At 61.8% G+C, this 21,528-nt stretch carries 17 protein-coding genes; 8 read left to right on the top strand and 9 right to left on the bottom strand.

From position 1 onward, the window contains the following. Positions 1–22: 22 nt before the first annotated feature. The 3 genes from ALTERO38_RS16410 to gbcB all read right to left on the bottom strand — a co-directional run bounded on the left by ALTERO38_RS16410 (position 23) and on the right by gbcB (position 4,227). On the bottom strand, positions 23–1,273 hold the full coding sequence (locus tag ALTERO38_RS16410; protein ID WP_102837926.1) for a sarcosine oxidase subunit beta family protein: 1,251 nt from the start codon (positions 1,271–1,273) through the stop codon (positions 23–25). 121 nt (positions 1,274–1,394) lie between these two features. Then, positions 1,395–2,648, bottom strand: a complete 1,254-nt coding sequence (gene glyA / locus ALTERO38_RS16405) for a serine hydroxymethyltransferase (protein ID WP_159969033.1) — start codon at positions 2,646–2,648, stop codon at positions 1,395–1,397. A 478-nt stretch (positions 2,649–3,126) separates the two neighbouring features. After that, a complete protein-coding gene (gene gbcB / locus ALTERO38_RS16400) occupies positions 3,127–4,227 on the bottom strand; it encodes a glycine-betaine demethylase subunit GbcB (protein ID WP_102837924.1) in 1,101 nt (366 codons plus the stop codon). A 396-nt stretch (positions 4,228–4,623) separates the two neighbouring features. Here gbcB and gbcA point away from each other — a divergent pair, with 396 nt between their 5' ends. After that, positions 4,624–5,913: a glycine-betaine demethylase subunit GbcA gene (gene gbcA / locus ALTERO38_RS16395; protein ID WP_102837923.1), complete on the top strand. Its 1,290-nt coding sequence runs from the start codon at positions 4,624–4,626 to the stop codon at positions 5,911–5,913. A 196-nt stretch (positions 5,914–6,109) separates the two neighbouring features. Here gbcA and siaD read toward each other — a convergent pair whose 3' ends face one another. The 5 genes from siaD to ettA all read right to left on the bottom strand — a co-directional run bounded on the left by siaD (position 6,110) and on the right by ettA (position 11,683). Then, positions 6,110–6,895 carry a biofilm regulation diguanylate cyclase SiaD gene (gene siaD / locus ALTERO38_RS16390; RefSeq protein WP_148926897.1) on the bottom strand — a complete coding sequence of 262 codons (786 nt, stop codon included), beginning with the start codon at positions 6,893–6,895 and terminating at the stop codon, positions 6,110–6,112. Positions 6,896–6,904: 9 nt separating this feature from the next. Beyond that, entirely contained in the window at positions 6,905–7,282 is a 378-nt protein-coding gene (gene siaC, locus ALTERO38_RS16385) for a biofilm regulation phosphoprotein SiaC (RefSeq protein ID WP_159969032.1), read from the bottom strand. A gap of 20 nt (positions 7,283–7,302) precedes the next feature. Continuing rightward, on the bottom strand, positions 7,303–7,848 hold the full coding sequence (gene siaB / locus ALTERO38_RS16380) for a biofilm regulation protein kinase SiaB (RefSeq protein ID WP_148926895.1): 546 nt from the start codon (positions 7,846–7,848) through the stop codon (positions 7,303–7,305). 28 nt (positions 7,849–7,876) lie between these two features. Next, complete coding sequence (siaA, locus tag ALTERO38_RS16375; RefSeq protein ID WP_159969031.1) at positions 7,877–9,868, bottom strand: biofilm regulation protein phosphatase SiaA; 1,992 nt, start codon at positions 9,866–9,868, stop codon at positions 7,877–7,879. A gap of 147 nt (positions 9,869–10,015) precedes the next feature. Continuing rightward, positions 10,016–11,683 carry an energy-dependent translational throttle protein EttA gene (gene ettA / locus ALTERO38_RS16370; RefSeq protein WP_102837918.1) on the bottom strand — a complete coding sequence of 556 codons (1,668 nt, stop codon included), beginning with the start codon at positions 11,681–11,683 and terminating at the stop codon, positions 10,016–10,018. A 430-nt stretch (positions 11,684–12,113) separates the two neighbouring features. Here ettA and ALTERO38_RS16365 point away from each other — a divergent pair, with 430 nt between their 5' ends. The 6 genes from ALTERO38_RS16365 (at position 12,114) to ALTERO38_RS16340 (ending at position 19,485) form a co-directional block, all read left to right on the top strand. Then, complete coding sequence (locus tag ALTERO38_RS16365) at positions 12,114–14,903, top strand: EAL domain-containing protein (protein ID WP_372239426.1); 2,790 nt, start codon at positions 12,114–12,116, stop codon at positions 14,901–14,903. A gap of 138 nt (positions 14,904–15,041) precedes the next feature. Then, positions 15,042–16,295: a serine hydroxymethyltransferase gene (glyA, locus tag ALTERO38_RS16360; RefSeq protein WP_159969029.1), complete on the top strand. Its 1,254-nt coding sequence runs from the start codon at positions 15,042–15,044 to the stop codon at positions 16,293–16,295. Positions 16,296–16,468: 173 nt separating this feature from the next. After that, complete coding sequence (locus tag ALTERO38_RS16355; RefSeq protein WP_159969028.1) at positions 16,469–17,821, top strand: cache domain-containing protein; 1,353 nt, start codon at positions 16,469–16,471, stop codon at positions 17,819–17,821. A gap of 31 nt (positions 17,822–17,852) precedes the next feature. Beyond that, positions 17,853–18,491, top strand: coding sequence for a response regulator transcription factor (locus ALTERO38_RS16350; RefSeq protein WP_159969027.1), 639 nt, complete (start codon positions 17,853–17,855; stop codon positions 18,489–18,491). Positions 18,492–18,593: 102 nt separating this feature from the next. Continuing rightward, the gene (locus tag ALTERO38_RS16345) at positions 18,594–19,055 is read left to right on the top strand and encodes an isoprenylcysteine carboxylmethyltransferase family protein (protein ID WP_159969026.1); all 462 of its coding nucleotides are present in this window, start codon (positions 18,594–18,596) and stop codon (positions 19,053–19,055) included. A 58-nt stretch (positions 19,056–19,113) separates the two neighbouring features. Beyond that, a complete protein-coding gene (locus ALTERO38_RS16340) occupies positions 19,114–19,485 on the top strand; it encodes a PilZ domain-containing protein (RefSeq protein WP_148926873.1) in 372 nt (123 codons plus the stop codon). Positions 19,486–19,493: 8 nt separating this feature from the next. On the opposite strand, the gene radA is transcribed toward ALTERO38_RS16340, so the two are convergent. Further along, positions 19,494–20,855, bottom strand: coding sequence for a DNA repair protein RadA (gene radA / locus ALTERO38_RS16335; RefSeq protein WP_159969025.1), 1,362 nt, complete (start codon positions 20,853–20,855; stop codon positions 19,494–19,496). Positions 20,856–20,969: 114 nt separating this feature from the next. Between radA and ALTERO38_RS16330 the strand changes: the two genes are divergently transcribed. Beyond that, on the top strand, positions 20,970–21,410 hold the full coding sequence (locus tag ALTERO38_RS16330) for a CopD family protein (protein ID WP_148926872.1): 441 nt from the start codon (positions 20,970–20,972) through the stop codon (positions 21,408–21,410). Positions 21,411–21,528: the final 118 nt, after the last annotated feature.

Below are 21,528 nucleotides of genomic sequence, written 5' to 3'. Positions count from 1 at the left end.
CCGTCGGCGGAGGGGCACAAAATCAGTGTGCGACCCCAGCCGCGCCGTGTTCGTCGATCAGCGCGCCGTTGTAGAAACGCTCGATCGAGAATGCTTTGGCCAACGGGTGCATCTCGCCCTTGGCCAGGCTGGCGGCAAAGACGTGACCCGAGCCCGGCGTGGCCTTGAAGCCGCCGGTACCCCAACCGCAGTTGAAGAACAGGTTCTTGACCGGTGTCTTGGCGATGATCGGGCAGGCGTCCGGAGTGGTGTCGACGATGCCGCCCCACTGGCGGTTCATGCGCACCCGCGAGAGGATCGGGAACATCTCGACGATCGCCTGCAGGGTGTGCTCGATGGTGGGGTAGGAACCCCGCTGGCCGTAGCCGACGTAGCTGTCGATGCCGGCGCCGATGACCAGGTCGCCCTTGTCCGACTGGCTGATGTAGCCATGCACGGCGTTGGACATGATCACGGTGTCGATGATCGGCTTGATCGGCTCGGAGACCAGCGCCTGCAGCGGATGCGACTCGAGCGGCAGGCGGAAGCCGGCCAGCTTGGCCATGTGCCCGGAGTTACCGGCCGTGACCACGCCGACGCGCTTGCCGCCGATGAAGCCCTTGTTGGTTTCCACGCCGATGCACACGCCGTTTTCCTTGCGGAAGCCGATCACTTCAGTTTGCTGGATCAGGTCGACGCCCAGGGCGTCGGCGGCGCGGGCATAACCCCAGGCCACTGCGTCGTGACGGGCGACGCCGCCGCGGCGCTGCAGCGAGGCGCCGAGGATCGGATAACGGGTGTTCTTCGAGCAGTCCAGGTAAGGGATCATCTCCGCCACCTGACGGGAATCGACCACTTCACCGTCGATGCCGTTGAGGCGGTTGGCGCTGACCCGGCGCTCGATGTCGCGCATGTCCTGCAGGGTGTGACCGAGGTTGAACACGCCGCGCTGGGAAAACATCACGTTGTAGTTGATGTCCTGGGACAGGCCTTCCCACAGCTTCATCGCGTGTTCATAGAGGCGTGCCGATTCGTCCCACAGGTAGTTGGAGCGCACGATGGTGGTGTTGCGCGCGGTGTTGCCACCGCCCAACCAGCCTTTCTCGATGACTGCGACGTTCTTTACGCCGAACTGCTTCGCCAGGTAGTACGCCGTGGCCAGACCATGGCCGCCACCGCCGACGATGACCACATCGTAGACCGGCTTGGGCTTGGGGTTGCGCCACATGCGCTGCCAGTTTTCGTGATGGCTGAATGAGTGCTTGAGCAGGCCGAAGCCGGAATAACGTTGCATGTCGAATGCTCCTGGAAAAACGACCGCCTCGAAGCGGTTTTGCGACTCGTAGCGGGGTCACCCCCTCAGCGATCCACCAACAACTGGCGGTGGAAGGCAGCAGCGCCTTCCACCTTTCGAATCAGCGGTACACCGGGTAGTCGGCGCACAGCCCTGCGACCTGGCGAGCCACCTGGGCCTCGACATCGTCATCACCGAGGTGATCGAGGATGTCGCAGATCCAGCCCGCGAGCTCGATGCTCTGGTCTTCCTTGAGTCCGCGGGTGGTGATGGCTGGTGTGCCGATCCGCAGCCCAGATGTGACGAAGGGTGATTGCGGGTCGTTGGGTACGGCGTTCTTGTTGACGGTGATGCCGGTGCGCCCGAGGGCTGCGTCCGCATCTTTGCCGGTGATGCCCTGCTTGATCAGGCTGACCAGGAACAGGTGGTTGTCGGTGCCGCCCGAGACCACGTCGTAGCCGCGCTCGATGAACACCTTGGCCATGGCCTTGGCGTTGTTGATCACCTGCTGCTGGTATTCCTTGAACTCAGGCTCCAGGGCTTCCTTGAAGCACACGGCCTTGGCTGCGATGACGTGCATCAGCGGGCCGCCCTGGGCGCCCGGGAAGACCGCGGCGTTTAGCTTCTTCTCGATGTCCGGGTTGGACTTGGCCAGGATCAGGCCGCCACGTGGGCCGCGCAGGGTCTTGTGCGTGGTGGTGGTGACCACGTCGGCGAACGGAATCGGGTTCGGGTACAGGCCGGCCGCGACCAGGCCCGCCACGTGCGCCATGTCGACGAACAGCAGCGCCCCGACCTTGTCGGCGATGGCGCGGAAGCGCGGGAAATCCAGAGTCTTCGAGTAGGCAGAGAAGCCGGCAACGATCATCTTCGGCTTGCTCTCGACCGCCAGGCGCTCGACCTCGTCGTAGTCGATCAGGCCGGTGTCGGTGTCGATGCCGTACTGAACGGCGTTGTACAGCTTGCCGGACGAGCTGACCTTGGCGCCGTGCGTCAGGTGGCCGCCATGGGCCAGGCTCATGCCGAGAATGGTGTCGCCTGCGTTGAGCAGCGCCAGGTAGACGGCGCTGTTGGCCGAGGAGCCCGAATGCGGCTGGACGTTGGCGAAATCGGCGCCGAACAGCTCTTTGGCGCGATCGATGGCCAGCTGCTCGACCTTGTCGACGTGCTCGCAACCACCGTAGTAACGCTTGCCCGGATAGCCTTCGGCATACTTGTTGGTCAGCCCGCTGCCCTGGGCCTGCATCACGCGCTTGCTGGTGTAGTTCTCCGAGGCGATCAGTTCGATGTGATGTTCCTGACGCGCTTCCTCGGCATCCATCGCCGCCAGAAGTACGTCGTCATAGCCCTGGATTTTGTCTTGCTTGCTGAACATCGCGGATCTCCTAAAGGCGCAACGGCGCCATTCGCCTCGGTGAAGGCCTTGGTGTGTCTGGATGCGATGGTAGGGCTGGGCCTTGGTGGGAAGATGCCTGCCTGCGTCTTGCGGGAGTTCGTTTGCGACATGCTGTCGTCGCTCTCGGAAATCTCGCGCAAGTAATCGGTCGCGCGCGCCGGCTGGCCGTTTGCGCACGCCGATTGCGCAGCGCAGAAGTCGCTTGCGCGTTGGGCAGAATGAAGTAAAGCAGGGGCGACAAGGGTCGCGACGGGGCGGGGATGAGACGTCGGAGGGGCCGATGGCGAGGTGATGCGCTGGCGGTGGCCGGCAAATCAGCCAGTCGAGCAGGTCGCTTCTCTGAGCGACATGGGTGATGAGCCGGTGCTACGCGGCCTGTGAATTGCAGCGTAGCGCCCGACCCGGGTGGCGCTGGGGATGCTGCACGGGGGACTGGCTCCGCCCGTGCAGCCCTGGCTCAGTAGTCGATGACCACATCGCCCTGTGGCACGCTGCAGCACGACAGGATGTAGCCCTCGGCCACGTCCTCATCGGTGATGCCGCCGTTGTGCTCCATGACCACCTCGCCGGAGGTCTTCAATACCTTGCAGGTACCGCAGATGCCCATGCCGCAGGCCTTGGGGATGTGCAGACCGAGCTGCGCGGCAGCCGAGTGGACGGTGTCGCGCGGGCCGACGCGAATGCTCTTGCCGGTCGCGGTGAATTCCACCTGATTCAGGTCGGCTAGCGGTACGTCGGGCGCCTCGGCTGCCTGTTCGGCCAGTTCCTTGACGTCTTCGCGCACGTCTGCCGGCGTCGCACCGAAGGACTCCTCGTGATAGTGCTGCATGTCAAATCCATTGGCCTGCAGCAGTCGCTTGACCGCGTTCATGTACGGGGTCGGGCCGCAGCAGAAAATCTCCCGGTCGGCGAAGTCCGGCGCGATCAGCTCCAGCATGCGCTGGTCGAGGTAGCCGCGATAACCGGCCCAGGCCTCGCCCATGCCGTGTTTCTCGCAAATGATGTGCAGGCTGAAGTTGTTGACCCGCGAGGCCATGTGCTCCAACTCGCGGTGAAAGATGATGTCCTTTGGCGAGCGGGCGCTGTGGACGAACACCATGTCGACGTTGGCGTTGGTGTCGAAGTACCAGCGGGCCATCGACATGACCGGTGTGATACCGACGCCACCGGACAGAAACAGGGCTCTCTCGGTAGGAAAGTCGATGGCGTTGAACAGCCCGACGGGGCCGTGCACCGGTAGCTGGTCACCCTCACTGAGGTTGTCATGCAGCCAGTTGGATACCTTGCCGCCGGGGATGCGCTTGATCGTCACCGAAAAGCTGTAAGGCACCGAGGGTGAGCTGGCGATGGTGTAGGAACGCATCACCTGCTGCCCTTCGATTTCAAGCTCGAGGGTCACGAACTGGCCCGGCTTGAAGAAGTACATGATGGGTTGATCGGACATGAAACAGAAGGTGCGGACATCCCAGGTTTCCTGGATCACCTTCACGCAGCGCACCAGATGGCGGCCGTTGGTCCATGTCTGGGTATTGACCGGATTGAGGAAATTACTGGACATGCTCACCTCGATTGCGCGCTGCTACATCGACCCGTTGGGCCCCTTTTCCGGGACTGCGACTCCACGCCGCATAGCCCTTATGGCACAGAATTGTGCGTAACACGCCGCGGCGACACTTACCTACCCGCGACATCGGCATGCTTATCGCGACCAGGCCGATGTCATGGGCGTTTGCGCGTCGGAAACGGATGCGCGCCTGTCGCCCATGGATAAGGTTTGCCTGTTGCGCCGCGACACACTCGGTCCCAGCCGAGCAGGGGGGTGATTCGCCGGAGCCGCTTCTCTATTTGACGGCGCTGATGCCGTCCGGCTCGCCGCCTTGCGTCGTAACCGAATAGCCATTTTTGTCGCCAGCCACAGACGCCTGCAAGGCGCGGCCGGCTTGAGGAGCAACCGATGGATGTCACTTCCAACCTGAGCCTGGGCGATCCACTCGAAGCCGCGCGCAAAGCCACGGCCGAGATGTTGCAGGCACGCGAGCCGAATTTTTCTCTGGCGCAGCCGTTCTATAGCGATGAACGGCTGTTCCAGATCGACATGCAGGAGATCTTCCATAAAGAATGGTTGATCGCCGGCATGACCTGCGAAATACCCGCCAAGGGCAATTTCCTGACCTTACAGATCGGCACTAACCCGATTCTGGTTATCCGCGGTGCGGAAGGTGCAGTCCATGCCTTCCATAACGTCTGTCGCCATCGTGGTTCACGGCTGTGCACCAGCGACAAGGGCAAGGTTGCCAAGCTGGTCTGCCCCTACCATCAGTGGACCTACGAGCTGGACGGTCGGCTGCTGTTCGCCGGCACCGAGATGGGCGCTGACTTCGATCTCAACCAGTACGGGTTGAAGCCGGTGCAGTGCAAGACGGCTGGCGGCTACATCTTCATCTCCCTGGCCGAGAACCCGCCGGCGATCGACGACTTCCTGGCCACCCTGTCGCATTACATGGAACCGTACGACATGGAGAACACCAAGGTGGCGGTGCAGAGCACCCTGGTGGAAAAGGCCAACTGGAAGCTGGTGCTGGAAAACAACCGCGAGTGCTACCACTGCAACGGCGCGCATCCGGAATTGCTCAATACCTTGCTGGAGTGGGACGACGTCACCGATCCACGGGCCAGCCAGGCGTTCAAGGATCACGTTGCCGATTCCGCCGCCAAGTGGGAGGCGGAGAAGATTCCCTATGCCCACGCCAGCTTTGGTTTGCGTAACCGCATCGTGCGCATGCCGTTGCTCAAGGGCACGGTCTCGATGACCATGGACGGCAAGCAGGGCAGCAAGAAGCTCATGGGCCGCATCCAGAACCCCGAGCTCGGCTCCATGCGTATCCTCCATCTGCCGCACTCCTGGAACCACTGCATGGGCGATCACGTGATCGTCTTTACCGTGTGGCCGATCAGCGCGCAGGAGACCATGGTTACCACCAAGTGGATCGTTCACAAGGATGCGGTCGAAGGTGTCGACTACGACGTGGCGCGCCTGCGTCAGGTGTGGGACGCGACCAACGACCAGGACCGTCGCCTCGCGGAAGAGAACCAGCGCGGGATCAACTCGACGGCCTATCAGCCCGGCCCTTACTCGAAGACCTATGAGTTCGGTGTGGTCAACTTCATCGACTGGTACAGCGAGCGCATGCTGAACAACCTCGGCGCTGAGCCTGCGAGCTACCTGAAGCAGATCAACGACTAAGCGCCGGCGTCATCCGGTGACGCGCCCGCTTGCAGGCGGGTGCGTTACCAGTACTTGCTGGGTGCGATGAGATTCATCGCACCGATGTGAACAGAAGGTCGCCAGCGGTATTGCGCTGGGCGATGGGGAACGCCGGGTCGAGCGCAAAACCGGCGTTTTCAGCGACTGAGCGCTGACGATGCAAGGATTTGTACGGTCAGTCCGCCAGCTCGTAGCGGTCCCTGCCGTTGCGCTTGGCGCGCAGCAGTGCCACATCGGCTCGGTTGATGGCGCTGGAGTAGTTCTCATCGTGTCGCAGCTGTGCCATGCCCAGGCTCACCGTTACCGACAGCGAGTCGTCATTGACCCGTACCCGCAGCTTGGCGACGGCTTGACGCAACCGCTCCATTATCCGCACTGCGCTTTCGGTCGAGGTCTCCGGCATCAGCAGGAGGAATTCTTCGCCGCCCCAGCGGCCGCAGAGGTCATGCTCGCGGATCTCGGCTTCCATCACCCGCACCACTTCCATCAGCACATTGTCACCGACCTCATGGCCATGGTCGTCATTGATGGCCTTGAAACGGTCGATGTCGACCATGACCACACACAGCGGACGTGAATAACGCTTGGCCCGTTCGGTTTCTTCGCGTAGCCGCTCGGTAAGCAAGCGGCGGTTGGCGATGCCGGTGAGGGCGTCATGGGTGGAGGCTTCTTTCAGTGCGATGTTCAGGTCACGCAGCATTGTCTGATAACGATCTGAAATGCGTGCGACCTTTTCCAGCTGCCGCAGCTGCTTGTCGAAACGGGCCGAAAGGGTCATCTCGCGGTCGCGGACGATGCTCTGGTAGCCGTCGGAGACCCGGGCGATTCGCTCGATGCGGTTGAGCAGGCTGTGGTGTGCCTCCCACAGCTGACCCAGCGTTTCATGCAGTGGATGGCCTTGGTTCTCGGGGTCGGACAGCGACTCCAAAACCTGACTTTCCAGCGGATTCTGCCCGCGCATAAGGACCTTCTAATCGTGGCTGAGGATCATGAATGGAAAGGTGCAGTCTTCCTTGAACTCTTCGGCCAGCTCTACCACACGTTCGTTGCGACGGTCGTAGTGCCAGTTGACGGCCACTGCCTTGCCTTCCTGATGGGCCGCTTCGAGCAGGTCGAAGATGTCCATCACGGCTTTGATGCTGCTGGTGTTGAGGTAGAGCAGGTGCAGTTCCAGGCGCAGCGGGCGGCCGGCTTCGGCCAGATAACGTTCGATCCACTCGATGACCTGATGGAAAAGCTCATAGGAGTTTTCCGGGTAGGAGTCGCCTTGCATGGCGAGCACGCCGTTTTCCCAGTCGGACTGAATGGCGGGCGATGACTGGCTGCCGGCAATGGAGAAATCATTCATGTGCAGTTGGCTCTTGTAAGTCAGATGACCGCGCTCAGGCTGATGAACGAGCGGCCGTTGGCGACGGTTTGCAGCGACGCTTTCAGCGGTTCGCTGGATTTGCGGGCGATGTCGATCAGGCCGAGTCCTGCGCCGCTGACAGTGTTGTCTTCGCGCGGTTTGCGCAATTGTTCCTTGTAACGAGCTTTGAGCTGCGTCTTGTCCAGGCGGGCCAGCTCTTCGATAGTGGCGATCAGCGCTTCGCCGTCCGCGGTCTCGATCAGGTTGCCGGCGGATACCACATAGCGCCCGTCGGCATCGTTGCGGGCGACCACGACTGTCGCGCCGGCCTCCTGATCCGCCCAATTACGCACCTTGGCGTAATGGCGAATGTTCTGGGTCATCTCGATGTACACGGCAAACACATCCATCGCCGACGACGGGTTGGCATGATCAGCCGCGAGGTAGTTACGCAGCGCGTTGCCGATTTCCTCGATCAGGCTGCGCGAAATCGGGCCGTTGAAGCACAGCATGATCTGCTGTCGGTTGTAGCTTTCGCGCATGGCGAACAGGTCAAGGGTTTCCATGGGGCAACTCGACTCCGGTGAATGGCGCTCAATCGAAACGGAAACACAACATCGTGATGTCGTCACGCTGGGGGTAATCGCCCTGGTATTCGTCCAGGGTGGCTTTGAACGCCGCCCCCTGTTCGTTCATGGGCAGGCGGGCATGACGCAGAATCATATCGGCGAAGCGGCTATTGCCGAAACCATAACCGAGCTCGCCACCTGCCTGGTCAAGGAAGCCATCGGTGGCCAGATAGAAGGTGCGGCCTGGCTTTAGCCCGACTTCGGCATTCCCGTACTCGCCTACGCGTCGGTCGCCAATGGCGCGGCGTCCGGCCGGCAGCTCCTCGAGGCTTTCGCCATCACTGTAGTAGAGCGCAACCTTGGCACCAGCGTAGACCACCAGGCGGCGTCCGAAGTCGACGTAGGCGAGGCCGACGTCCATGTTGGTGGCGAGTGCCTGTTGGGTCGTGTCGTCGCGCAGCATCCTGCGCACGATGCCGTCAGAGCGCGCAAGAATAGCCGCCGGGTCGTGCAGGCCCGCATCGGCGATGGCCTGTTCGATGGCAGCGTGGGCGAGCATGGTCATCAGGGCGCCGGGCACCCCGTGGCCGGCGCAGTCGACCACGCCGAGCAGGCAGCCTTGTTCGGTGGCGCGATAGACGTAGAAGTCGCCGCCGACCACGTCGCGGGGGTGCCAGAGCACCGCGTGGCGCTCATCGAGGTCGGCCACCAGTTGGCGCTTGGGCAAGATGGCGTGCTGGATAAGGCTGGCGTAATCGATCGAGTCCTCGATTTTCTTGTGTGCGGCGGCCATGTCGCGGTTGGCCTGCTGCAGTTCACGCGTGCGTTCGTCGACGCGGCTTTCCAGCTCGCTGGTATGGCTATGAATTTTCAGCGCCATGCTGCGGAACGCAGCGCTGAGCTCGCCGATCTCGTCGTCCCGATCACTCGGCAGCGGCGCGTTGTAGTGTCCGGCAGCGATGGCCTGAGCGCTCTTGCGCAGTTGCCGCAACGGGCTGAGTACGCGACGGTCGACCAGCCAGGCGCCGCCCGCGATGAGCAATAGCAGTAGCAACAACACAGCACCGAGGGCGGGCAGCAGGGGTCTCAGCTCGATGACTTGCGCGGTTCGCAGATCCACGGCGCTGGCGACGAACCACTGCAGTTCCGGAATCCAGGTCAGCGCCAGCAGTCGGGGCTCGCCATCGAGACTGGCCTCCAACGTGGTCGTCTCGCCAGGGTGTTCGCGGTTGTAGCGCATCGCTTGTCGCAGTGCGTTGGCCTGGTCGATATCGTCGAGCTGGCCAAGCAGGCTGGTGGACAGCGAGCGGCCCTGGGAGGTGTCAGCGTTCAGGGTAACCAGGTTCTGATCAGGGTGGACCAGGATTGAGCCGTGGCTGTCGAGGACCATCGACTCGACGCCGGTTTTGTCCTCTTCGATGAACTGGGTTACGAACGCCTTGAGGCTGATGCCGGAGCCGACGATGCCGAGCGGGCGCTCACCATCCCGGACCAGGATGTTGAACCAGATCTTCAGGTCGCCAGTGACGGCCGAGCGGTCGACGTTGAGATGGTAGGGCGCATCCGAACGCAGGGTGACGTAAAACCATTCATCCTGCGGCGCGTCGGGCTTCATCTCATAGCGGGGCGCCTCGCTGGGAGGTTGCTGGTCGCCGTTGGAGTAGTAGCGGTTGCTCGCTGCGGACGCCGCAAAGTAGGAATGGTCACTCAGCGCGCGCTGATAACCGGCCGCTTCGCGGAAAAACAAAGCACGCTTGGCCGGATCGTTCTCATCGAGCAGCCAGGCACGGGTGATTTGAGATTCGGCAAGGCGTTGCGCCAAGGCCAATTCGCGGGTGACCGGTGCGAACAGCCGTTCGCGGTTGAGCTGAACCACGTTTCGCGCATAGGCTTCGCCAAAACGATTCTGCACGCCCTGCAACGCTTCGCGGCCCACCAGCACGGTGACGCCGATTGCAAGCAGGAAGGTCAATAGCAACGCCAGCAGTGACTTGCCGCGTATTCCCAGTGCTGCCATGGTGATCCTGACTTCCCTTGCAATTGCTGGCTGACATCCAAGTGTCGTGCCAAGCGTCGAAAACCGGGATTATCCGGCATCAGGCCAGTTGCCACCAGAGGCGCTTCGCCACACAAAAACGGAGCCTTTCGGCTCCGCTATGGTTTGCTACTGGGCAAGTTTCTTGTATTTCACCCGATGCGGCTGAGAAGCTGCATCGCCGAGGCGCTTCTTGCGATCGGCTTCGTACTCGGTGTAGTTGCCTTCGAAGAACACGATGCTGCCGTCATCCTCATAGGAGAGGATGTGCGTGGCGACACGGTCGAGGAACCAGCGATCGTGGGAGATCACGATGGCCGCGCCAGGGAAGTCCAGCAAGGCCTCTTCCAGCGAACGCAGGGTTTCCACGTCGAGGTCGTTGGAGGGTTCGTCGAGCAGCAGCACGTTGGCGCCTTCCTTCAGCGTCAATGCCAGGTGCAAGCGACCACGCTCACCGCCGGAAAGGTCTTTGACGAACTTCTGCTGGTCGCCGCCTTTGAAGTTGAAGCGCCCCACGTAGGTGCGCGACGGCACTTCATAGTTGCCGATGCGGATCATGTCGGCGCCATCGGACACCGCTTCCCACACAGACTTGCTGCCATCGAGATCATCGCGGCTCTGGTCGACGCAGGCGACCTGCACCGTGTCGCCGATCTCGATGCTGCCTGAATCCGGCTGCTCCTTGCCCATGATCATGCGGAACAATGTCGACTTGCCTGCGCCATTGCCGCCAATCACGCCGACGATGGCGCCCTTGGGCATGCTGAACGAAAGGTCGTCGATCAGTACACGGTCGCCGTAGCCCTTGGTCACATTGTGGAAATCGATGACCTTGTCACCCAGACGCGGGCCGGCAGGGATGTAGATTTCGTTGGTCTCGCTGCGCTTCTGGAATTCCTGCGACTGCAGTTCTTCGAAGCGCTGCAGGCGGGCCTTGGATTTCGCCTGGCGGGCCTTGGCGCCCTTGCGCACCCACTCCAGTTCTTCCTTCATGGCTTTTTCGTGGGCCGACTGCTGCTTGGATTCCTGCGCCAGACGATTGGATTTCGCTTCCAGCCAGCCGGAGTAGTTACCCTCATAGGGGATGCCCTGGCCGCGGTCGAGTTCGAGAATCCAGCCGGCCACGTTGTCGAGGAAGTAGCGGTCGTGGGTGATCGCGACGACAGTGCCGGTGAAGTCGTGGAGGAAGTGCTCCAGCCAGGCGACCGAGTCGGCGTCCAGGTGGTTGGTCGGCTCATCCAGCAGCAGCATGTCGGGAGCCGACAGCAGCAGACGGCACAGCGCTACGCGGCGCTTCTCACCACCGGACAGGTGTTCCACCTTGGCGTCCCACGGCGGCAAACGCAGGGCGTCGGCGGCGACTTCCAGCTGGCGCTCGAGGTTGTGGCCATCGCTGGCCTGCAGGATCGCTTCGAGCTTGGCCTGCTCGGCGGCCAGCTTGTCGAAATCGGCATCGGGCTCGGCATAGGCGGCGTAGACCTCGTCCAGGCGCGCCTGGGCATCCTTGATGCTGCTGACAGCTTCCTCGACGACTTCGCGAACCGTCTTGTTCGGGTCCAGCTCCGGCTCCTGCGGCAGGTAGCCGACATTCAGCTCGGGCATCGCTCGCGCTTCGCCGTCGAACTCCTTGTCGACCCCGGCCATGATCTTCAACAGGGTGGACTTGCCCGAGCCGTTGAGGCCGAGCACGCCGATCTTGGCGCCCGGGAAGAATGACAGGGAAATGTTCTTGAGAATTTCACGCTTCGGCGGAACGACTTTGCCGAGCCGATGCATGGTGTAGACGTATTGAGCCATGGAGACGAGTGCCCGTGACGAAGGAAAAAGTGAGGCGAATCCCGCCGCCGTGGGCGGGTCGAACCGGACTGGCAAAGCTACCGTAATGCACCTGGCAGGGCAAACCGGGACGTCGATCCGATGCTGGCGCTTTGATGGCTCTCAAGGCATTCTTGGCCCCGTTCAGGCGCTGGTTCGGCCCAGCGCTCATTGCCATGCCACTTGGGACTCTCAACGTTTGGTCGATCGACTTCCATCAGCGTCAGCCCGCCTTGAAAGGCTTGCACGGGGAATCGCCACCGCGTGTGCGCGACTTCTGGTGCCACGACGCTTGCGCGTCCACTGGCAGCTGTTGCGCTACTCGGCGACGGCTCTCGGAGCGATTGAAGAGCGGATCCTGATCAGCGACTTCAGTGGTCGCCTGCAATTTCTCAACAGCCAGGCCGAGGCAATGTTCGGCCTGAATAGCCGAGAGGCGCCGCGTTATCGTTTGCAGGAGCTGCTGCCGACTCTGGATCCCCTGGCGTTCGATGCGGCCAATTCGACCGTTGACCTGTGCCTTGAGGCGGTGCGACTGCTTCAGGAGGGGGAAAGCCATCTCTTTTCGATCACGCGTCGGGCTTTGCGGCTGGCGGGTGAGGTGGAGCCGTCCGGCTTTGTCTGGGTCATGCGTGATATCACCCGTGAGCGGGCGGCGCAGGCCGCACTGGTTGAGCGTGAGCGCTTCTGGTCAGAGGTGCTGCGCGCGGTACCCGACACGCTTTACGTGCAGGATCTGGAGGCCGGCAAGTTGCTCTTCAGCAACAGCAATCTGGCCACGCGACTGGGCTACAGCGAAGAGGAGCGCGGCGAGGACAGCGATCTGTTCTGGCAGCGCATCAGTCACCCAGACGATCAGGAATATATCTGGAGGCTGCTGGCCCTGCGCGGTTCGATGATGGACGGCGTGGCTCAGGAGTCGTTGTTGCGCTGGCGCCACCGTGACGGCAAATGGCATTGGTTCAATGTGACGGAACAGGTCCTGACCCGTGATGACCAGGGACGGGTGCGACGCTTGATCGGCGTGGCACGAGACGTTACCGCGAACATGGACCACAGCCACTCGCTGCGCGACAGCGAGCGCCGCTACCGGATGCTCGCTGGCAGCCTGCGCGATGTGATCTTCACCACCGACAGTTCGCTGCGCATTGATTACATCAGCCCTTCAATCCAGACCGTGCTTGGCTACAGCCCGGAGTGGGCGGCACGTCATGGGCTGGAGCGGGTAGTGACCAAGCCGCGTCAGGCGGCGCGCTTCTATGATCTGATGCGGCGGGTGCGCGATGCGTCGGCCAGCCCGGCTGAACTGGCCAAGCTGGGGCAGGATTTACAGACGCAAACGCTGTATTTCGATTGCCTCGCGGCTGATGGCCGGCCCGTTGCAATCGAACTGCGGATCATGCTGATTTCCGACGAGAGCAACCGGTTCGATGGGACCCTGTGCATCGGCCGGGATGTCAGCGAACAGCGTCAGGCCGATACGGCATTGCGCCGCGCCGCAACCGTATTCGACCATTCCACCGCGGCCATCGTCGTCACCGACCCCGCGGGCAAGATCGCTCAGGTCAACGCGGCGTTCGTCCGGATCACCGGCTTCAGCGGCGACGAGGTAAAAGGCGAGCTGCCAATGGTGCTCAGCGCCGATAGGCAGCAGGCCAACCAGATGGATTACGTGCACAGCCAGGTCCTCCAGACCGGTAGCTGGGAAGGGGAGTTCTGGCTCAAGCGCAAGGGTGGCGAGACTTACCCGTGCTGGATCGGCATTACCGCCGTTCGCGATGATGAGAATGAGCTGGTCAGCTATGTCTGTTTTTTTAGCGACATGAGCGAGCGCAAAGCCAGCGAAAAGCGGATCCACCGCCTTGCCTATTACGACGGGCTGACTCAGTTGCCCAATCGCACCCTGTTTCAGGACCGTTTGCACAGCAGCCTTCAATTGGCTGCCCGGCGCCGTGGCTGGGTCGTGCTGATGTTTCTCGATCTGGATCGCTTCAAGCCGATCAACGACTCGCTCGGCCATGCCGCCGGTGACCGCATGCTCAAGGATGTCGCGGTCCGTCTGGCCTCTTGTGTGGATGAAGACGATACCGTGGCGCGCATGGGCGGCGATGAGTTCACTTTTCTGCTGCACCCTGGCGGAGATCGCGATGAAGCACTGAGCAGGGCCATTCACGTGGCTGAACGAATCCTGGCCAGTCTCGCCGACCCCTTCGTGCTCTCTGGCCGCGAGTTCTTTGTCACTGCGAGTATTGGCATCGCCCTGAGCCCACAGGATGGCAACGATATCAGTCAGCTGATGAAGAATGCCGATACCGCGATGTACCACGCCAAAGAACGAGGCAAAAACAACTTCCAGTTTTACCAGGCCGAGATGAATGCCAGCGCACTGGAACGTCTGGAGCTGGAAAGCGATCTGCGCCACGCCCTCGAACAGCAACAGTTCGTGCTGCACTACCAGCCACAGTATCTTGCCGACGGCCACACGCTGACTGGCGTCGAAGCGTTGCTGCGCTGGCAGCACCCATCCCGAGGGCTGGTGCCGCCCGGTGAATTCATCCCTGCGCTGGAAGAGCTGGGCCTGATTGTCGAGGTAGGCGACTGGGTCATCGACGAAGCCTGTCGGCAGATCGGCAGCTGGGAGCGGCAGGGCGTGGTGGTGCCAAAGGTGTCGGTGAACCTTTCGGCCCGCCAGTTTGCCGACGGACAGCTAGGCCAGCGCATCGCCGGAATCCTCGCGGCTAGCGGAATTGAACCGAGCCGACTGGAGCTGGAGCTGACCGAAAGCATACTGATGCAGGATGTCGGCGGCGCGCTGCGGATGCTCGATGCGCTCAAGCAGCTCGGTCCATCGATTGCCATTGACGATTTCGGCACGGGTTACTCTTCATTGAATTACCTCAAGCAATTCCCGATCGATGTGCTGAAAATCGACCGCAGCTTCGTCGACGGTCTACCCGAAGGCGAGCAGGACGGGCAGATAGCCCGAGCGATCATTGCCATGGCGCACAGTCTCGGGCTGTCAGTGATCGCGGAGGGCGTCGAAAATCAGGCCCAGCTGGATTTTCTTCGCGACCATGGCTGTGACGAAGTGCAGGGTTTCTATCTGGGGCGACCAGTTTCAGCGGCGGTGTTGAAAGAATCGGTTTCAAACTGCCGGCTGCAGGCTGCCTGTGGTCAGCTCGAACCAGGGCCCGTGTTGTAGCGGTGCGGCGAGCCGCAACTTCGATTTGCTTGCAGCTTGTCTCATGTTGCAGATGACCACGGCTCATACCCGCACCTCGGTGGATAGGGTAGAATCCGCGCCTCTTTATTACCGCCAGCTGATTCTCAGAGGACTGCCATGTTCAGCCGTGATTTGACCCTCGCCCGTTTCGACGCCGATCTCTTCGCTGCCATGGAGCAGGAAGCCAAGCGTCAGGAAGACCACATCGAGCTGATCGCCTCGGAGAACTACACCAGCCCGGCGGTGATGGAAGCCCAGGGTTCGGTGCTGACCAACAAGTACGCCGAAGGCTATCCGGGCAAGCGCTACTACGGTGGGTGCGAGTACGTCGACGTGGTTGAACAGCTGGCCATCGACCGCGCCAAGGAGCTGTTTGGCGCCGATTACGCCAACGTCCAGCCGCATGCCGGTTCGCAAGCCAACAGCGCCGTCTATCTGGCCCTACTGAGCGCCGGTGACACCATTCTCGGCATGAGCCTGGCCCACGGCGGTCACCTGACCCACGGCGCCAGCGTGTCGTCCTCTGGCAAGCTGTACAACGCCGTGCAGTACGGCATCAACGACCAGGGCCTGATTGACTACGACGAAGTCGAGCGCCTGGCCCTCGAGCACAAGCCAAAGATGGTCGTCGCCGGTTTCTCTGCCTATTCGCAGAAGCTGGATTTTGCTCGCTTCCGCGAAATCGCCGACAAGGTAGGTGCCTACCTGTTCGTCGACATGGCCCACGTGGCCGGTCTGGTTGCCGCTGGTGTCTATCCGAACCCGGTGCCGTTCGCCGACGTCGTTACCACTACCACTCACAAAACCCTGCGCGGCCCGCGCGGTGGTCTGATCCTGGCCCGCGCCAATGCCGAGATCGAGAAGAAGCTGAACTCTGCTGTATTCCCGGGCGCCCAGGGCGGCCCGCTGGAGCACGTCATCGCGGCCAAGGCGGTGTGCTTCAAGGAAGCGCTGCAGCCTGAATTCAAGGCCTACCAGCAGCAGGTGGTAAAGAATGCCCAGGCCATGGCCGAGGTGTTCATTCAGCGCGGCTTCGACGTGGTGTCCGGTGGCACCCAGAACCATCTGTTCCTGCTCAGCCTGATCAAGCAGGACATCACGGGTAAGGACGCCGATGCCGCGCTGGGCAACGCGCACATCACCGTGAACAAGAACAGCGTGCCGAACGACCCGCGTTCGCCGTTCGTGACGTCCGGACTGCGCATTGGTACTCCGGCCGTGACCACCCGTGGCTTCGGCGAGACCGAGTGCCGTGACCTGGCAGGCTGGATCTGCGACATCCTCGACAAGATGGGCGACGAGTCGGTTGTCGAAGCAGTGCGTGGCAAGGTCGAATCGGTCTGCGCCAAGTTCCCGGTTTACGGTAACTAAGACGCTTCACGCGGTATCGAAAGCCCGGCCTTTGCCGGGCTTTTTCGTTTCAGCGAGAAACGGTCCGGATTACGGTGCGTCAAGGCCAAGTGCCATCTGGTACTGTGCCTGGCCTACGGTCTGGGTTAAGTTTCGCTACGTTTCGCCTAGGTTCAGGTCATCGGAGAGGCTCGATGCAGCTCAAGCACAAGATCGCCGCGCTCAGCATCCTGCCACTGCTCCTGGCCGTGGCGGTGGTCTGCGCACTGGTGCTGTTCCAGAACCAGCGTCTCGGCGAGCAGCAGGCGAAGCTGATCGAAAGCAGCATCCTGGCGAGCAAGCAGGCCGAGCTGAAGAACTACGTCGAAATGGCCTTGAGCACCATTGCGCCGCTCTACGACAGCAAACTGGATGATGAAGAGACCAAACGGAAGGTGCTCGCCGCGCTGGGACGCTTCAGTTTCGGCAGTGATGGTTATTTCTTCGTCTACGACCGCAGCGGACGCAATCTGATGCACCCGCGCCAGCAGGAGCTGGTCGGCAAGGATCTCTGGAATATGACCGACCCTAACGGTCTTAAGGTGATCCAGGCGCTCATGCAGAGCGCCGAGACGGGCACGGGATTCCAACGCTACGCCTGGCAAAAACCCTCGACCGGACAGTTCGCCGCGAAGCTGGCCTATGTGGTGATGCTCGAGCGCTGGGGCTGGATGCTGGGGACCGGCATTTATCTTGAGGATGTGGATCAGGCGATCCTGCAGGTACGCGGAGAGGTCGCCAGCGGTATCTACACCACCATGCTGGCCATCGCCGGCGTCGCGCTCGTCGCGGTGTTGCTGGTCTTCGCCAGCGGCCTGACGCTCAACGTCAGCGAGCGGCGTTTGGCCGACCGCAAGCTGCAGTTGCTGACCCAGCGCATCGTCAGCTTGCAGGAAGAAGAGCGCTCCCGCGTTTCCCGAGAGTTGCATGACGGCATCAGTCAGTTACTGGTGTCGATCAAATTTCAGTTCGAACTGGCCAGTCATGAACTCGCCAGCGGAAATCCCAATGCGCAGGCAACGCTGGATCGCGGCACCGAGCGGTTGGCCGGGGCGATTGGCGAGGTGCGGCGCATCTCCCATGATCTACATCCGTCTTTGCTCGACACCTTGGGCTTGTCGGCTGCGGTTGGCCAGCTTGTGGCAGAGTTCGAACAGCGCAGCGGCCTGAAAATGCTATACAGCAACGGCCTCGGTGAGAGCGATCCTGACGATTCGGTGGCTGTTGCGCTGTTCCGCGTGTTGCAGGAAGCGCTGGCCAACATCGAGCGACACGCCGCCGCGCAGTCAGTGCACATCAGTCTGGACGGCGATGATGCGTCGGTACGCTTGCGGGTGCGGGACGATGGCGTCGGCTTCAACCCGCGCCATCTCGACAGCATCAAGGGAGGCGGCATCGGTTTGCGTAACATCCGCGAACGGGTGGAGCACTTCGGTGGACGTTTCAGCCTGTTGTCTGAGTCCGGCGGCACGGAACTGGATGTCACCTTGCCGGCACGGGCCGGCTGAATATCGAATTTCAATACAAGAGGCCCGCTCGATGAACCCGCAAGCCTGTATCAAGGTGGCTCTGATCGACGACCATGCCCTGGTTCGGGACGGCATCCGCGCCTTGCTGATGTCCGTGCCCGAACTGGATGTGGTCGGTGAGGCCGGCAGCGGCGCCGAGGCCATTGAGCTGCTGGGTCGCGCCACGGCCGATGTGGTGCTGATGGACATTGGCCTAAAGGATGTAAACGGTCTCGAGCTGACCCAATCGCTGCGCCAGCAGTTTCCGGACGTGCGGGTGCTGATTCTGAGCATGTACGACAATCAGGAATACGTGAACACCTCGGTCAAGGTTGGCGCCAGCGGCTATGTGCTGAAAGACGCGCCGTCACGGGAAATCATCGTCGCGATTCAGGCGATCGCTGCGGGAGGCACCTACTACAGCGAGGGCATCGCTGAAAAGCTGGCCAGTCGCAGTGCCGAGGAGCGCGAACTCACCCCGCGTGAGCGCGAAGTGCTGTTGATGCTTGCACAAGGGCACAACAACAAAACCATGGCGCGCGAACTTCAGATCAGCGTGCGGACGGTGGAAACCCATCGACTGAGCATTCGCCGCAAGCTGGATATCGATCGACCGGCGGACCTGATGAAACACGCCATGGTGCATGGCTGGCTACCAGGGCAGCATTAACTTACGCGCTTGTTTAGGTTTCCCGGGAAATCCAACTAAAAGCTGGCGGTGTTAACTGTCGGCTTCTGTAGGATAGGTCTATCCAATACACCGGGACGCGCCATGAGCCATGCCTCTTCCAGATTGATTCCGCCACCCCCCTTGGTTTACCTGGTCTTCATGGGGTGTGCATGGGGACTGTCGAGAGGGGTGCCTCTCGATCTGCCGGAATACGAGTTGACGTTCTATGCAGGCTGGGTGGCGATAGCCGTCGGCATCGCACTGATGCTCTGGTCAGCGCTGGAAATGTTTCGCTATCGCACCACCATCAACCCCTATGGCAAGCCGAGCAATTTGTTGCAGAGCGGGCCGTTTCGTTTCTCGCGCAACCCGATTTATCTGGCTGACACCTTTGTCTATTGCGGTGTCGGGTTGTTGCTGAACAGTGTCTGGCCCTGGCTGCTGCTGCCTTTGTTGATTGTGTGCATGCAGCGCACCGTGATCATTCATGAAGAGCATTTGCTGCTGCGGTTGTTCGGCGACGATTACCGAATATACCGTCGGCGCGTACGGCGCTGGCTCTGAGCGGGCCGACGTTGACGTCGCCTATAGTTGAACAAGAAGTCCGAGGGGAGTGGATACGATGACCGAGACAAACAGTGACCGCCGGCGCTTTCAGCGCTTCGAATTCGACGCCGAAACGGAGCTGAGGCAAGGCGAGCGTTGCTGGCCGGTCCAGCTACACGATCTCTCGCTTAAGGGGCTGCTGGTTCACCGCCCAGCTGAGTGGGACGCCGATCCCGCTCAGCCGTTCGAAGCGCGCATCCGGCTTTCGGATGACGCCGAAGTGCGCATGCAGGTCGAGATGACCCGCGGCGACGGTGACCTGGTCGGTATGGTCTGTCGGCACATCGATGTCGACTCCATCAGCCATCTGCGGCGGCTGGTCGAGCTTAACCTTGGCGACGAAGCGCTGCTCGAGCGTGAGCTGGCAGCACTCGGTGAGCCGCGATAAAGCCGCGATTACTCGAACAGCGCGTCTAGCGCCTGTTCGAGGCGCGTCACGGCGATCACCTTTAGCCCGGCGGGCGCCTCCTTGGGCGCGTTGCCCTTCGGTACGATGGCGCGCTTGAACCCATGCTTGGCGGCTTCCTTCAGCCGCTCCTGGCCGCTCGGCACTGGGCGGATCTCGCCGGACAGACCGACCTCGCCAAACACCAGCAGATCGGTATCCAGCGGGCGGTTGCGCAGGCTAGATATCACTGCCGCCATCAATGCCAGATCTGAAGCCGTCTCCAGCACTTTCACGCCCCCAACCACGTTGATGAACACGTCCTGGTCGTAGGTCGGGATGCCACCGTGGCGATGCAGCACCGCCAGCAGCATGGCCAGGCGGTTCTGATCCAGGCCGAGCGTGACGCGGCGCGGGTTGGCCATGTGACTGGTGTCAACCAGCGCCTGCACTTCCACCAGCATGGGTCGGGTGCCTTCCCAGGTCGCCATCACCACACTGCCTGGCACGGCTTCCTGGGCGCGGGTGAGGAAGATCGCGGAGGGGTTGGTCACTTCCTTGAGCCCTTTGTCGGTCATGCCGAACACGCCCAGCTCGTTGATCGCGCCGAAGCGGTTCTTCACCGCTCTCAGCAGGCGCAGGCGCCCATCCGATTCACCCTCGAAATAAAGCACCGTGTCGACCATGTGCTCGAGCACCCTCGGCCCCGCCAGTGCGCCTTCCTTGGTCACGTGGCCAACGAGAAAGATCGCCGTGCCGCTCTGCTTGGCAAAGCGCACCAGCAGCGCGGCGCTCTCGCGAACCTGGGCGACCCCGCCGGGGGCGGACTGCAGTTGCTCGGTGAAGATGGTCTGGATCGAGTCGATGACCATGACCTTGGGCTTCTCTAGCCGAGCGGTGGCAATGATGGTTTCGATGCAGGTTTCAGTCATCACCTTGAGCTTGTCCTGCGGCAGATCCAGACGTCGTGCACGCATGGCCACCTGCTGCTGAGATTCTTCGCCGGTCACGTAGAGCGCAGGAAACTGGCGGGCGACGTTGCACAGGGTCTGTAGCAGGATGGTCGACTTGCCGATCCCGGGATCGCCGCCGATCAGCACCACCGAGCCGTCTACCAGACCGCCGCCGAGCACGCGGTCCAGCTCGCCGGACGCAGTGGAAAATCGCGGGACCTCTTCGACGCTGACTTCAGCCAAGGTTTTGATGTTGGCCTGATCGCCAGCCCAGCCGGCCCGCCCGGAAGGGGGCGCAGCGCCATCGATAATGGTTTCGACCAGAGTGTTCCAGGCGCCGCAGTCGCCGCACTGGCCGGCCCATTTGGGAAAGGTCGAGCCGCATTCGGTGCAGCCGTACATGCGCTTGGCCTTGGCCATGGGAACTCCGCGTCGGATGAGTGGAGCCGCATGATAGCGGCTGACTTGATCGCCATCAGCCACAAGCGCCACATCAGCCGCCAGACTGTAAACAAATCGAACAGGAGTGAATTCATGCGCCATTTGTTGTTTCTGCACTTGCTGGGTGCCAGCGTCTGGGTGGGCGGCCATCTGGTGTTGCTGTTCAGTGTGCTGCCAGGCGCCTTGCGCCGCCGCGACGTGCAGCCCGTGCGTGCCTTTGAACAGCTCTACGAACGGGTCGGGATACCGGCCCTGCTGCTGCAGATAGCGACTGGCATATGGCTGGCTGGGCAGTGGCTGCCGCACGCGCAGTGGTTCGGGGGTACGTCCATCGCTCATCTGGTCCAGGCCAAACTGGTGCTTCTGGGTTTTACGGCGGTGCTGGGTGTACATGCCCGGTTAGCGATAATCCCGAAACTTGATGCCCAGCGCTTGCCCCAGCTGGGCGTGCATATCGTCCTGATCACGCTGACGGCGGTAGCCTTTGTCTGGGTGGGGTCCGGCTTCAGGTTCGGTGGATTGTTGCAGGGATGAGCTTAAAAACGTTTTGCTCGGAGTGGGCAGGCTGGCGAGTCGGACGTTTAGCGATAGCCGCCAAAAGACGGTAGAGGGCAGGGCAGAGAGTGGAACTTCCGCCATCCATACGCCACAT

Origin of the sequence: Pseudomonas sp. 9Ag, assembly GCF_902506445.1 — a bacterium.
In the GTDB taxonomy this organism is placed as follows: domain Bacteria; phylum Pseudomonadota; class Gammaproteobacteria; order Pseudomonadales; family Pseudomonadaceae; genus Stutzerimonas; species Stutzerimonas stutzeri_AB.
This window is presented reverse-complemented; position numbering and strand designations above follow the sequence as displayed.

Bases quoted from the DNA above. Each gene is read 5' to 3' on its own strand.
- ALTERO38_RS16410 (WP_102837926.1), bottom strand. From the start codon at position 1,273: ATGCAACGTTATTCCGGCTTCGGCCTGCTCAAGCACTCATTCAGCCAT.
- glyA (WP_159969033.1), bottom strand. From the start codon at position 2,648: ATGTTCAGCAAGCAAGACAAAATCCAGGGCTATGACGACGTACTTCTG.
- gbcB (WP_102837924.1), bottom strand. From the start codon at position 4,227: ATGTCCAGTAATTTCCTCAATCCGGTCAATACCCAGACATGGACCAAC.
- gbcA (WP_102837923.1), top strand. From the start codon at position 4,624: ATGGATGTCACTTCCAACCTGAGCCTGGGCGATCCACTCGAAGCCGCG.
- siaD (WP_148926897.1), bottom strand. From the start codon at position 6,895: ATGCGCGGGCAGAATCCGCTGGAAAGTCAGGTTTTGGAGTCGCTGTCC.
- siaC (WP_159969032.1), bottom strand. From the start codon at position 7,282: ATGAATGATTTCTCCATTGCCGGCAGCCAGTCATCGCCCGCCATTCAG.
- siaB (WP_148926895.1), bottom strand. From the start codon at position 7,848: ATGGAAACCCTTGACCTGTTCGCCATGCGCGAAAGCTACAACCGACAG.
- siaA (WP_159969031.1), bottom strand. From the start codon at position 9,868: ATGGCAGCACTGGGAATACGCGGCAAGTCACTGCTGGCGTTGCTATTG.
- ettA (WP_102837918.1), bottom strand. From the start codon at position 11,683: ATGGCTCAATACGTCTACACCATGCATCGGCTCGGCAAAGTCGTTCCG.
- ALTERO38_RS16365 (WP_372239426.1), top strand. From the start codon at position 12,114: ATGTTCGGCCTGAATAGCCGAGAGGCGCCGCGTTATCGTTTGCAGGAG.
- glyA (WP_159969029.1), top strand. From the start codon at position 15,042: ATGTTCAGCCGTGATTTGACCCTCGCCCGTTTCGACGCCGATCTCTTC.
- ALTERO38_RS16355 (WP_159969028.1), top strand. From the start codon at position 16,469: ATGCAGCTCAAGCACAAGATCGCCGCGCTCAGCATCCTGCCACTGCTC.
- ALTERO38_RS16350 (WP_159969027.1), top strand. From the start codon at position 17,853: ATGAACCCGCAAGCCTGTATCAAGGTGGCTCTGATCGACGACCATGCC.
- ALTERO38_RS16345 (WP_159969026.1), top strand. From the start codon at position 18,594: ATGAGCCATGCCTCTTCCAGATTGATTCCGCCACCCCCCTTGGTTTAC.
- ALTERO38_RS16340 (WP_148926873.1), top strand. From the start codon at position 19,114: ATGACCGAGACAAACAGTGACCGCCGGCGCTTTCAGCGCTTCGAATTC.
- radA (WP_159969025.1), bottom strand. From the start codon at position 20,855: ATGGCCAAGGCCAAGCGCATGTACGGCTGCACCGAATGCGGCTCGACC.
- ALTERO38_RS16330 (WP_148926872.1), top strand. From the start codon at position 20,970: ATGCGCCATTTGTTGTTTCTGCACTTGCTGGGTGCCAGCGTCTGGGTG.